At 67.2% G+C, this 12,479-nt stretch carries 12 protein-coding genes and 1 pseudogene; 7 read left to right on the forward strand and 6 right to left on the reverse strand.

Annotated features, from left to right (window positions below):
* A pseudogene (locus ACXMYJ_RS09035) lies at positions 1-263 on the forward strand (DNA topoisomerase IV subunit B); the annotation flags it as partial.
* 16 nt (positions 264-279) lie between these two features.
* On the opposite strand, the gene ACXMYJ_RS09040 reads toward ACXMYJ_RS09035, so the two are convergent.
* Together ACXMYJ_RS09040 and ACXMYJ_RS09045 are read right to left on the reverse strand one after the other, a co-directional pair.
* Entirely contained in the window at positions 280-600 is a 321-nt protein-coding gene (locus ACXMYJ_RS09040; RefSeq protein ID WP_460355541.1) for a DUF202 domain-containing protein, read from the reverse strand.
* Positions 597-962, reverse strand: a complete 366-nt coding sequence (locus ACXMYJ_RS09045) for a YidH family protein (RefSeq protein ID WP_260757098.1) — start codon at positions 960-962, stop codon at positions 597-599. The genes ACXMYJ_RS09040 and ACXMYJ_RS09045 overlap by 4 nt, the downstream gene beginning before the upstream one ends.
* 276 nt (positions 963-1,238) lie before the next feature.
* On the opposite strand from ACXMYJ_RS09045, the gene ACXMYJ_RS09050 reads away from it, so the two are divergent.
* The 5 genes from ACXMYJ_RS09050 (at position 1,239) to ACXMYJ_RS09070 (ending at position 8,149) form a co-directional block, all read left to right on the forward strand.
* Positions 1,239-2,693, forward strand: coding sequence for an ABC transporter substrate-binding protein (locus tag ACXMYJ_RS09050; protein WP_460355544.1), 1,455 nt, complete (start codon positions 1,239-1,241; stop codon positions 2,691-2,693).
* 37 nt (positions 2,694-2,730) lie between these two features.
* The gene (locus tag ACXMYJ_RS09055) at positions 2,731-3,612 is read left to right on the forward strand and encodes an ABC transporter permease (protein WP_260757102.1); all 882 of its coding nucleotides are present in this window, start codon (positions 2,731-2,733) and stop codon (positions 3,610-3,612) included.
* Complete coding sequence (locus ACXMYJ_RS09060) at positions 3,609-4,364, forward strand: ABC transporter ATP-binding protein (RefSeq protein ID WP_460355547.1); 756 nt, start codon at positions 3,609-3,611, stop codon at positions 4,362-4,364. Before ACXMYJ_RS09055 ends, ACXMYJ_RS09060 begins: the two co-directional genes overlap by 4 nt.
* A gap of 21 nt (positions 4,365-4,385) precedes the next feature.
* Positions 4,386-5,888 carry a SulP family inorganic anion transporter gene (locus ACXMYJ_RS09065; protein ID WP_460355549.1) on the forward strand — a complete coding sequence of 501 codons (1,503 nt, stop codon included), beginning with the start codon at positions 4,386-4,388 and terminating at the stop codon, positions 5,886-5,888.
* 104 nt (positions 5,889-5,992) lie between these two features.
* Positions 5,993-8,149 carry a molybdopterin-containing oxidoreductase family protein gene (locus ACXMYJ_RS09070; RefSeq protein WP_460355551.1) on the forward strand — a complete coding sequence of 719 codons (2,157 nt, stop codon included), beginning with the start codon at positions 5,993-5,995 and terminating at the stop codon, positions 8,147-8,149.
* Positions 8,150-8,152: 3 nt separating this feature from the next.
* Here ACXMYJ_RS09070 and ACXMYJ_RS09075 read toward each other — a convergent pair whose 3' ends face one another.
* The 3 genes from ACXMYJ_RS09075 to ACXMYJ_RS09085 form a co-directional block, all read right to left on the reverse strand.
* A complete protein-coding gene (locus ACXMYJ_RS09075) occupies positions 8,153-8,416 on the reverse strand; it encodes a hypothetical protein (RefSeq protein ID WP_443187388.1) in 264 nt (87 codons plus the stop codon).
* Between the two features lie 155 nt (positions 8,417-8,571).
* A complete protein-coding gene (locus ACXMYJ_RS09080; protein ID WP_396885115.1) occupies positions 8,572-9,150 on the reverse strand; it encodes a TetR/AcrR family transcriptional regulator in 579 nt (192 codons plus the stop codon).
* Positions 9,151-9,247: 97 nt separating this feature from the next.
* A complete protein-coding gene (locus ACXMYJ_RS09085; protein ID WP_260757108.1) occupies positions 9,248-9,826 on the reverse strand; it encodes a TetR/AcrR family transcriptional regulator in 579 nt (192 codons plus the stop codon).
* A 361-nt stretch (positions 9,827-10,187) separates the two neighbouring features.
* Between ACXMYJ_RS09085 and ACXMYJ_RS09090 the strand changes: the two genes are divergently transcribed.
* The gene (locus ACXMYJ_RS09090) at positions 10,188-10,595 is read left to right on the forward strand and encodes a RidA family protein (RefSeq protein WP_260757109.1); all 408 of its coding nucleotides are present in this window, start codon (positions 10,188-10,190) and stop codon (positions 10,593-10,595) included.
* 31 nt (positions 10,596-10,626) lie between these two features.
* Here the strand turns inward: ACXMYJ_RS09090 and ilvD are convergent, their stop codons facing one another.
* On the reverse strand, positions 10,627-12,468 hold the full coding sequence (gene ilvD, locus ACXMYJ_RS09095) for a dihydroxy-acid dehydratase (RefSeq protein WP_460355556.1): 1,842 nt from the start codon (positions 12,466-12,468) through the stop codon (positions 10,627-10,629).
* Positions 12,469-12,479 lie beyond the last annotated feature (11 nt).

The following is a 12,479-nucleotide window of genomic DNA, read 5'->3' on the forward strand; positions in this document are numbered from 1 at the left end:
GTCTGCTCGAAGCCGGCCGCGCCGCGGGCAAGAAGATCAACGCAGAGGACGGCATCCAGCGCTACAAGGGTCTGGGCGAGATGGACGCCAAGGAGCTGTGGGAGACCACGATGGATCCGTCGGTGCGCGTGCTCCGGCAGGTCACGCTCGACGACGCCGCGACTGCGGACGAAGTGTTCTCGATCCTGATGGGCGACGACGTCGAAGCGCGGCGCAGTTTCATCACCCGCAACGCCAAAGACATCCGGTTCCTCGACATCTGAATCCGGACTGTGCCCGTCACAGCAGCGGCAGCACCAGATAGGTGACCACCAGCGCCGCCAAGATGAGCACCGCCGCCCCGGTGCCCATCACCGCCCGTCGGGCGGTGCGCGGCTGGGCGGCAAGCGTACGGCGGCGCACGACCCCGATCAGAATCACGACGCCGGTGACCACCGCGGCCGCGGCGCCGACGGCGATCCGCCCGGGCTGTTCGAACCCGTGGTCTTTGGCCATGAACAGCCCACCGGCCATCAGCGCCGCGAGTGAGGTGCGGGTCCAGGCCAGGTGCGTCCGCTCCGGCTGCAGCCCGCGATCCTGAGCCAGCGCGTCGCGGGTCATGCGGCGACCGCAACACCCACTGTGGTGACCCCGACCACCAGCAGGCCGACTGTCAGGCAGATCGGCGTGCGCGGGCGGGGCAGTGGACGGTCACGCCGCATCGCGTGGTCGACCTGATGCCAACGGTGCAGACCCGCCGCGGCAGTCACCATAGCGAGCAGTCCGACCGCGGCGCCGAGAGCGTGCCGCAGGCCCGGCGAAGCGAGCTCGGGCAGGAACTGCACCACCGCGACCGCGGCAGCCAGCAACCCGAGCGCCGTGCGCTGCCATGCCAGGAACGTGCGTTCGTTGGCCAGGGTGAACCGGTAGTCCGGCTCGAGGAGATCCGAGTCTCCCTCGGCGACAACATGTTCGGATTGCACCGTCCCAGTGTTCCGGGGGTCGATGCGAATGGCCAGCACGGTGTCGGTGGCGTAACCAAGTCTTCACCGGGCGGGGGCGCCGGGACCGCCCGGCGGGCGTGATCAGACGGCGTCGACGGTCGCGCCGGCGATCACGACGGTGGTGCGCCCGGCGGAACTGCGGGCATTTGTCGCCCGCTGCATCCTCGACCTGGGACGATGAACAGCGCCGATGGCGTAACTGTCAGGCAACGTCGGGTGACGGCGAGGTAACAGAAGACCTCGACTCTGGGTTGCGTGAACGACCCAACGCAGAATGTCCCGTCCCGGCGTCGCCGTGCCGCCGCCGTGCTGGCGACGCTGGCCACGGTGGGCAGCCAGGCGCTCACCGGGTGTGGTCTGCTGGCCGAACCGACGGTCACCGTCAACGTCGGATACCAGTCGAAGACCATCAACACCGTCAACGCCGGCACGCTGCTGCGTGACAGCCAGGAGTTCGAGCAGGCGCTGCGCCGCCTCGGCGCCGAGACCGGCCAGAGATACCGGGTGGTGTGGCAGGATTTCTCGTCCGGCGCTCCGCTGACCGCGCAGATGATGGCCACCCACGTCGACATCGGGTCGATGGGTGACTACCCTCTGCTGACCAACGGGTCCAAGACCCGCAGGTACGCCGACGCCGAGACCGAGATGATCGCGACCACCGGCTACAGCCTGCGCGGCTCGCTCAATCAAGTTGTGGTGCAGAAAAACTCGGATGCTCGCACCCTCGATGACCTGACCGGCCGCCGGGTGTCGACCAGCCTGGGCTCCGCCGGTGACGGCATGTTCTCGACGGCGTTGCAGCGCAACGACATCGACAAGAACGCCGTGCACGTCGTGAACCAGGACCCGGCGGTCGGAGCCGCGGCGATCGAAGGCGGGCAGGTCGATGGGCTCGCGCAGTTCGTCCCGTGGCCCCAACTGGTGATCTTCCGGGACCAGGGGCGGCTGCTCTACGACGGTGGTGACAACGAGGTCCCCACTTTCCACGGCGTCGTCGTCCGCAAGCACTTCGCGGACGACAACCCCGAGGTGATGTCCGCGTTCATGCAGGCGGTCAGGACCACCACCGAGGCGATTGTGGTTGACCCGCTGCGGGCCGCGCAGCGGGTCAGCGAGCTCACCGGCATCGAGCCCGAGGTGGTCTACCTCTACAACGGGCCCAACGGCCTGGTGTCGTTCGACATGACGATCAAAACGCAGTTCGCCGCCGCGTTCGATCAGGTCAAGCAGTTCCTGGTGAACCGCGGTTCGGTCACCGCCGACTTCGACATCCCCGGATTCGTCGACGACAGCTATCTACGCGCGCTGTACGGGCCGGATTACGAACGACGCCGCGACGACGTCACCAACCCGGCGGCGCTGAGCGGCACTGATGATTTGTGCCGGCTGCCCGTCGACGACCCGGGACAGGCGTCGGAGGTGTGGCCGGCCGGCGCCGACGCCACGTTCGTCGCCGCGACCCCTACCTGCCTGTTGCGCCGGGTCGCCGCGATCGAGCAGGTGCGCGCCGCTTATGTCCCCGACACCCTCACCGGCATCCGGCTGTTCGCCGACCATGCCGCGTGGCTGCACGACCCGGACGCTCCACCGCTGCGGCGGTACAAGCCGTTCGCCACCGGCGCCGGCGCCGACACCTATCGCGCCGACCATCCGCGGGCCACGCCTATCGGATTCGACACCGCGGTCTCGCAGTCGAGATCGTCCGGCTGACCCACCACTCGCCCCCACCCAACGAAGGAGACACGAGATGACCCTCACCGTCGACGACCTCGGCGCGGTGCCCACCCCGGCACCGGCCGCCCCGCCCCGAACCCCGCTGCGCGAATCCCTCGCCGGCCTGTTGCCGGCCCGGCTACGAAGCCGCAGCGCGGCATTCGTGCTGCCGCTGATCCCGATCGCCGGTTTCCTGGTGCTGTGGCATCTGCTCACCACCTATGGGGTGGTGGCGTGGTTGCGCTTCAACCGGATGCCCACCCCCGCAAGCGTTCTCGATGCGTTCGTCGCCCGGGTCGGCTCCGGCTCCTACTATGACGACCTGCTGGCGAGCCTGCAGCGCATCCTGTTCGGTTTCGGCCTGGCCGCCGTGATCGGTATCGCGCTGGGCATCCTGGTGGGCCGCTCCGAGATCGCACGAATGACGTTGAGGCCGTTCATCGAGATCATCCGGCCGATTCCGGCGATCGCGCTGGTGCCGCTGACGATCCTGCTGTTCCCGTCCAGCGAGCAGGGGATCGTGTTCATCACGTTCTTCGCGGCGTTCTTCCCGGTGGTGGTCAGCACCATCCACGCGATGGACTCGCTGCCGAAGGTGTGGGAGGAAGCCGCCAAGACGATGGGCGCCGGCCGGGTGTCGCTGCTGTTCCAGGTGATCCTGCCCGGAGCGCTGCCGGGTATCTTCGCGGGCCTGTCGGTGGCGATGGGCGTCGCGTGGATCTGTGTCGTCAGCGCCGAGATGATCTCCGGACAATTCGGCATCGGCTACTACACGTGGCAGTCCTACGGACTGCTCGACTACGCCGGCGTGGTGGTCGGCATGCTCTCGATCGGCGCCCTCGGACTGGCCACCGCGTGGCTCGTCGAGTACGTCGGACGCCGGGTCAACCGCTGGCTGCCGAGGGCCGCCCGATGAGCACCGGAGCCGTCACCCTCGACAAGCTGAGGCTGGGATTCAACGGCGTCCTGGCCGCCGACATCACCTTGACCGTGGACCCCGGCGAGGTCATCGTCTTCCTCGGTCCGTCGGGCTGCGGCAAGTCGACGATCCTGCGGGCGATGGCCGGCCTGCTCACCCCGATGGGTGGTATTGCCACGGTGGACGGCGCCAAGGTGACCGGCAACGCGGCCCAGTGCGCCATGGTCTTCCAGGAGGATGCACTGTTCCCGTGGCGCAGCGCTCTGAAGAACGTGCAGTACCCCCTCCGACTGCGCGGGGTCCGCGGCCGGGAACTGAAGAAGGCGGCCACCGCGCGCCTCGAACAGGTAGGCCTCGGCGCTTATCTCGACCATCTGCCCGCTCAGCTGTCGGGAGGCATGCGCCAACGCGTACAGCTGGCCCGCACTCTGGCGTGCGAACCCCGGGTGATGCTGATGGACGAACCGTTCGGGGCCCTCGACGCCCAGACCCGGCTCGACATGCAGCGGCTGCTGATGTCGGTGTGGGAGACGCAGAAGATGACGATCCTGTTCGTCACCCACGACGTCGACGAGGCGCTGCTGCTGGCTGACCGCGTCGTTCTGCTCAGCCACCGACCGGCGACCGTCGCCGAGGTCATCACCATCGACAGGCCCCGTTCGCCCGAGGCGCAGTTCCACGAGGACTACCAACTGCTGCGCCGCGACATCCTCGGCTTCCTCGGACACAGTCCCGCGCAGAGCGCCTGACGTCATCACCAGGAGATCATCGTGAGCACCACCCTTGCCCGGACGAGGGACCGTGTCCCGGCGGCACCCACTGTGCTGCAGGCACTTCGGTCTCCTGCGCTGTTGCGTACCGAGGTGCTGGCCGGACTGGTGGTGGCGTTGGCGCTGATCCCGGAGGCGATCGCGTTCTCGGTGATCGCCGGGGTCGATCCCCGGGTCGGGTTGTTCTCCTCGGTGACGATGGCGATCACCATCGCGATCGCCGGTGGCCGGCCCGCGATGATCTCGGCGGCGACCGCGGCTGTCGCACTCGTGGTCGCGCCGGTGGCCCGTGAGCACGGCGTGGGGTACCTGGTGGCGACGATCGTGCTGGCCGGGTTGTTCCAGGTGCTGCTCGCGGTCGGGGGCGTGGCAAAGCTGATGCGGTTCATCCCGCGCAGCGTGATGATCGGGTTCGTCAACGCGCTGGCCATCCTGGTGTTCGTCTCGCAGGTGCCACACCTGCTGGGGGTGCCGTGGCTGGTGTATCCGCTCACCGCGGTCGGCATCGCCGTGATGGTGCTGCTGCCGAGGATGACGACCGCGGTGCCGGCGCCGCTGGTCGTCGTGCTGGTGCTGACCGCGGCGGTGGTGCTGTTCGGGTGGGATGTTCCCGATGTCGGCGACCAGGGCGCCTTGCCGAATTCACTTCCGGTGCTGGGTATTCCGGTCGTACCGATGACTGTGGAGACGCTGCGTGTGATCGCGCCCTATGCACTGGGTGCAGCACTGGTGGGGCTGCTGGAGTCGTTGATGACGGCCAAGCTGGTCGACGACATCACCGAGACCCCGTCGAACAAGACCCGGGAGGCATTCGGGCAGGGGGCGGCCAACATCGTCACCGCGATGTTCGGCGGCATGGGCGGGTGCGCGGTGATCGGACAGACGATGATGAACGTCAAGGTCGCCGGCGCGCGTACGCGGTTGTCGACGCTGCTGTCCGGCGTGTTCATCCTGGTGCTGGTCGTCGCGCTGGGGCCTGTGGTCGGGATGATTCCGATGGCCGCGTTGGTGGCCGTGATGCTCGTGGTATCGGTGGCGACCCTCGACTGGCACAGCGTCATGCCCCGCACGCTGAAGGTGATGCCGCGCAGTGAAACCGCGGTGATGCTGGTGACCGTCCTCGGCACCGTCGCCACCGGCAACCTCGCGATCGGGGTATCGCTGGGGGTGGTCGCCGCGATGGTCGGCTTCGCGCGCCGGGTCGCCCATCTGACCACTGTGGAATGCGCCGACGAGCCGTCCGGCCGAAGGACCTACCGGGTGCGCGGCGAGTTGTTCTTCGCGTCCAGCAACGACCTGATTCACCAGTTCAACTACGCCGACGATCCCGACGAAGTGGTCATCGATCTCTCCGGCACCGACATCTGGGATGCGTCGTCGGTCGCGACGCTTGACGCGATCCGGCAGAAGTACCAGGCGCGAGGCAAGAGCGTCGTGCTCTCCGGGGTGGACGGGGCGAGCCTGGAACGGCTGACCAAATTGTCCGGCCGCCTGGGCGTATAACCCACCCGCCGCGGTCACAGCATCGTAATATCGGCGCAATTGCCCTGCCACACCGGTGTTTTCTACTGGGAGATGTCCGCAGCCCCCGTCACGAGGACACCACCGTGAAAGAACTGAAGATCGTGCGTGGCGCCTGCCCGCATGACTGTCCCGACACCTGCGCCATGCTCTACCACGTCGAAGACGGCAAACTCGTTGACGTCCAGGGTGATCCGAACCATCCCATGACGCGCGGCGGTCTGTGCGTCAAGGTCAAGAACTTTCACGAGCACCACTACCAGTCCGACCGTCTGCTGTACCCGATGCGCCGGGTCGGCCCCAAGGGAGCGGGCGAGTTCGAGCGCATCACCTGGGACGAGGCACTCGCCGAGATCAAGGCGCGGTGGTCGCAGATCATCGACGAGTACGGCAGCCAGGCGATCATGCCGCACGCTTATCTCGGACATCAGGGCGTGCTCAACGGGCTCACGTCCGGGGACGCGTTTTTCAACCGGCTCGGCTCCACCGTCGCGGAGAAGACCTACTGCGAGTCGGGCTCGTCGACCGCGTGGCACATGACCGTCGGCGGCAGCGGCGGCCTGGATGTCGAATCGATGGCGCACTCGAAGTACATCATCGTGTGGGGCATGAACATGACCAGCACCAATCTGCACGGCTGGCCTTTCCTGCTGGAAGCGCGCAAGAACAACGGCGCCAAGATCGTTGTGATCGACCCGGTCCGCAACCGCACTGCGCGGCAGGCTGATTGGCACATCCCGATCCGGCCCGGCACCGACGGCGCACTGGCGATGGGCATGATCGGTGAGATCATCGCGCAGGGGCTGGTCGACACCGAGTACGTCGAGAAATACACCGTCGGCTACGAGGAACTCGCTGCCCGCGCCGCCAACTACCCGCCCGAACGCGTCGAGCAGATCACCGGCATCCCCGCCGACGACGTCCGCAGGCTGGCCTACGAGTACGCCACCACGCAGCCCGCGGCGATCCGGCAGGGTGTCGCGCTGGAACGCAGCCGCGGCGGCGGACAGGCGATCCGGGCGATCACCTGTCTGCCCGCGCTGGTCGGTGCGTGGCGGCACGTCGGCGGCGGCACCATGGAGATGCCGATCTGGGAGTTCCCCACCAAGTTCGACGCGATCTGCAAGCCGGAGTGGATCCCGGAGGGCACCCGCGTGGTCAACGAACTCGACCTCGGCATGGCGCTGACCGGAGAGCTCGACCTGGACCCGCCGATCAAGTCGTTGTTCGTGTACAACTCGAACCCGGTGTCGCAGGGGCCCGCGCAGGAGAAGACGATGCGCGGCCTGATGCGCGAAGACCTGTTCACCGTCGTCAGCGAGCATTTCGTCACCGACACAGCGAAATTCGCCGACCTGCTGTTGCCGGCCACCATGCAGGCCGAACAACTCGACGTCATGGTGACCTGGGGCCACCTGTACATCTCGCTGAACCAGCCCGCGATCGAGCCGCCCGGGGAGTGCGTGCCCAACGTGGAGCTGTTCCGGCGACTGGCCAGAACCATGGAGTTCGACGAGGAGTCCATGGCGTACTGGGAGCGCACCGACCGGGAGATGCTCATCAACTTCCACGACTGGGACGCCCCCGCCCTGGCCGGCATCACCTACGAGAAACTCGAAGAGGTCGGCTGGATGCGCTTGGCCGTCGGCACCCCCGACACCCGCGCGCCGCACGCCGAGGGCAACTTCCCGACCCCGTCAGGCAAGTGCGAGTTCACGTCCAGCCTCGCCGCGGGCGGCAACTTCGTCGTCCCGGTCTGGCGGTCGATGTATGAGGGCATGCAACCGGGCGGCTACGTCGACCCGGTTCCCGACTACGTGCCGCCGTTCGAATCGCCGCAATCCAATCCGGAACTGGCCGAACGTTATCCGCTGTCGATCATCTCGCCGAAACCGCACGCCTTCCTCAACAGCCAATACGGCAACGCCGCGCACAAGCAGAAGGTGCAGGGCGGTCAGCAGGTGTTCATCCACCCCGCCGACGCGGCCGAGCGGGGCATCGCCGAAGGCGACGTCGTGCGGGTCTTCAACGACCGTGGCTCCTTCCAGGGGCCGGCGGCCTACGAACCGGGCCTGATGCCCGGACTGGTGATGGCCAACGTCGGGCACTGGCAGGGCAAGACCTCGGGCACCACCGTCAACGCGATCACCGCCGACCGGCACTGCGGTCTGGGCAATGCCGGGGTGTACGGCGACAACCTCGTCGAGGTGGAGAAGATCCAGGAGCAGGCCGTCGCCAGCTGAGCGTCACGCCCGCGCAGCGGTGCTGAGCAACTCGGCGAGATCCCGATCGAAGTAGTACACCTGCTGCAGGGTCAGGAGCCGGGCCAGCAGTGGACCGGGGAGCGGCTCGTCGCCGCGGGCTGCCGACTGCAGCGCGATGACCATCGCGTCGTTGTAGTCACCGACCCCCAGACGCACATACGCGGTGTTCCGCTCGGTGGGAGTCATCCCCGTCTGGCAGTGCTCCACCAAATCCCAAGCCGCGATGCTCAACTCGGAACTGTCCATAACTCATTCTCTTTCACGGCTGCCCAACGCGCTCGGCGAGATGGAGACTGTACACACGCCGGCTCCCACTTGCATTTCCGCGCCCTCGGCGTTCACCCGCTGATCTTGAATCGCTCATCTGGCCGCGTCAAGGTCAACCGTCCATCGGCGGTCGGTCAGTTCAGCCGGTGTTCCAGGATTTCCAGCGACTTCGCCAGAGCCTCCTCGGGGAACGGGTTGTTGTGTGACGCCGCGATCAGTACGCCGACGATCGCTCCGGCGATCACCCGCCGCTCCATCTCGTCGTCCGGCCCTTCGGGGCGCTCGGTCAGCGCGTCGGCGATGAGGTCGATGAGCCGCACGTATTCGGTGTAGATGAGGCCGCGGGCTTCCGGGATCGCGTACATGAACTGCTCGCCGGCGAGGACGTCGTCGCGTTCCTCCTGCGACAGGTGCCCGAACACGGTGGCGACGGCATGCCGGTAGGCGGCCACGATGGACAGTTCCGTGGGCGCGGCGATGAACGCCTCGACGATCGGGGAGATCTTGTCGTCAGAGAGCAGCAGCCTCTCCTTGACCCCGAAGTACCGGTAGAACGTGCGCGGGGAGACCTCGGCCGCCTCGGCAATCTGCTCCACCGTGGTGTTGGTGTAGCCCTGCTCATCGAAGAGGCGGAAAGCCTCCCGGCGAATAGCCAGGCGCGTGCGGAGCTTCTTGCGCTCTCGCAAACTCTGGCTCGGGACCGGCGCTGACACTCTCCCAGTTTCTCTCATCGGGCTCGCCCTCCAACAGGGGCGACGTTTCCCAGGATTGCGAAATAAGTCATTGACATCGAACAGGAATTGCGCTGAATCACGACATTTTGGTGTCCAGGATGGTCAGCGCCTTCGACAACGCCTCCTGGGGCAGCGGATTGTTGTGCGACATGGCGATGAGGACCCCGACGATGGCTCCGGCGATCACCCGCCGCTCGAGAGGTTCGGCGCCGTGGCCGAGGCGGCCATCGAGAACCTCGGCGATCGAGTCGATCAGCTGGACGTATTCGGTGTAGATCAGACCCCGCGCCTCGGGCACCTGGTAGAGCAGCCGTTGCCCGGTGACGGCGTCGTCGTACTCGTCGGCGGACAGGTTGCCGAACACCTCTTCCACCGCGTGCCGGTACGCGCCGACGACCGACATCTCCCGCGGGGCGGCGGCAAAGGCCGCGACGATGGGGGCGCTCTGGTCGTCCGATATCAGCAGGGCCTCTTTGAACCGGAAATACCGGTAAAAGGTCCGAGGCGAGACGTCGGCCGCTTCGGCGATCTGGTCGACAGTGGTGTTCGCGAAGCCCTGCTTGTCGAACAGCCGGAAGGCCTCCCGGCGTATCGCCAGACGTGTCTGCCGCTTCTTGCGCTCCCGCAGACTATCGGAGCTGTCCGGCCTTGACACCAGGTAAGTTTCCCTTATCAAAGACCATTCGCCAAAACCGGAAGCGGTTATTTCTCGCCGATCAGGTGTGCAGCGAAGCCGCACATACTCCAAAGACTGCCATAACAACGTCTGGATCACCGGATTTCGGTTACGCCCTTAGATATTGGACCAACTTTCCAATACAAATGACTTGTCGGGCAAACTGCAGGCTGGGTCCATTCGTGGGGGCGGTGTCGGTCAGTCGGCGTCGGCGTGAAGTCTTGTGCGGTTGCCGGCAAGGTACTGCCGCAAACTCCGCGGCCGGCGCCGCGCGGCACGCGCTCGCCCCGCACCCGGACCAGGTCCGGGACAATACCGACGACACCGAGAGGAGCTCACCGTGAGCCAGCCGATTCAGCGCATCAACCCACCTCAGCTGTTCGACTCGACCGCCAACCACCACTCGCAGGGAACCGTGGTGGAGGCAGGCAAGCTCGCGTTCTTCTCCGGGCAGGTGGCGTGGAGCCCGGCCCGGCCGACGCCGCCGTCCTCGCTGGCCGAGCAGGCACGGATGGTGACCGACAACCTGCAGGTGTGTCTGGAGTCCGTCGGCGCCACGCGCGACGACATCGCGATGGCGCGGATCTACGTCGTGAACCTGACACCGGAGCGGCTCGAGGAGGCGTTCCCGGCGCTGGGCGAGTTCTTCGGAACCTCGCTACCGAGCCTCACCGGAATCGGCGTGCAGGCACTGGCGGGCCCGGATCTGCAGATCGAGATCGAGATGGTGGTGCGGGTGCCGTCGTGAGGCGGCTGACGGCGCATCGCGTGTCATGGCCTCACACCGCGTCCACATCGCGCACCGCGCCCTTGTCCGCCGACAATGCCAGCGCCGCATAGGCTCTCAACGCCGCCGACACCACCCGGTCGCGGTTCTTCGGCCGGTATCCGCCGCCGGCCTCCAACACCGCACGGCGACGGGCCAATTCGGCGTCGGCGACGTCGAGTTCGATCGTGCGGTGCGGGATGTCGATGGTGATCGGATCACCGTCGGTGACCAGCGCGATCGTGCCGCCGGCTGCTGCCTCGGGCGACACGTGACCGATCGACAGACCCGACGACCCTCCCGAGAAGCGGCCGTCGGTGACCAGCGCGCACACCGTTCCCAGCCCGCGGCCCTTCAAAAACGAGGTGGGATACAGCATCTCCTGCATGCCCGGCCCGCCTTTGGGTCCCTCGTAGCGGATCACCACGACGTCGCCGGGCTGCACCCGCCCCGACAGGATCGCGTCGACCGCATCCTCCTGGGACTCCACCACCACGGCCGGCCCGGAGAACGCCAGGATCGACTCGTCCACTCCCGCGGTCTTGACGATGCAGCCGTCCGCCGACAGGTTGCCGCGCAGCACCGCCAGGCCGCCGTCCTGCGAATAGGCGTGGCGCACATCGCGAATGCAGCCCTCGGCCGCGTCGGTGTCCAGCGACTCCCAGCGTTCGGACTGGGAGAACGCCGACGCCGAGCGCACGCAGCCCGGCGCGGCGTGGAACAACTCGAGCGCTTCCGAACTCGCCTGTCCGCTGCGGATGTCCCAGCGGCGCAACCACTCCGGCAGCGAGCGCGAATGCACCGAGTGCACGGTCTCGTGCAGGTGCCCGGCACGCCACAGCTCACCGAGAATGGCCGGGATACTGCCGGCACGGTGCACGTCCTCCATCAGGTAGTGCCCGTTGGGCGCCACCTTGCACAGGCACGGGATCGCCCGGCTGCGCTTCTCGATGTCTTCCAGCGTGTAGTCGAGTTCGGCCTCGCGGGCCGCGGCCAGCAGATGCAGGATGGTGTTCGTCGACCCGCCCATCGCGATGTCCATCGCCATCGCGTTGTCGAACGCGTTCCGGTCGGCGATCGCGCGCGGCAGCACGCTGACGTCGTCCTCGTCGTAGTAGCGGCGGCACAACTGCATCACCGTCGTGCCCGCGTCCTCATACAGCCGCCGCCGCGCGGTGTGGGTGGCGAGCACCGAGCCGTTGCCCGGCAGCGCCAGGCCGAGTGCCTCGGTCAGGCAGTTCATCGAGTTCGCGGTGAACATGCCCGAACACGATCCGCAGGTCGGGCAGGCGGACTCCTCGATGCGCGCCAGGTCCTGATCGGACACCTCGGCGCTGGCGGAGTCGGCGATCGCCGAGATCAGGTTGAGCCGGGTCCGCACCGTGCCGTCGACCAGCACCGCGGTTCCGCCCTCCATCGGGCCGCCCGAGACGAACACCGTCGGGATGTTCAGCCGCAGCGCGGCCATCAGCATGCCCGGAGTGATCTTGTCGCAGTTGGAGATACACACCAGCGCGTCAGCGCAGTGCGCGTTGACCATGTACTCGACGGAGTCGGCGATCAGCTCCCGGGAGGGCAGCGAGTACAGCATGCCGCCGTGGCCCATCGCGATACCGTCGTCGACGGCGATCGTGTTGAACTCCCGCGGCACGCCACCCGCGGCCTTGACCGCCCCGGACACGATGCGGCCCACCGGCTGCAGATGGGTGTGGCCCGGCACGAACTCGGTGAAGCTGTTGGCGACCGCGACGATCGGCTTGCCGATGTCGGCGCCGTCCACGCCCGCCGCGCGCAGCAGTGACCGTGCCCCCGCCATGTTGCGTCCGTGAGTGACCGTCCGTGACCTCAGCTCCATGCCGTCCACGC

Source organism: Mycobacterium sp. ZZG (assembly GCF_054786995.1).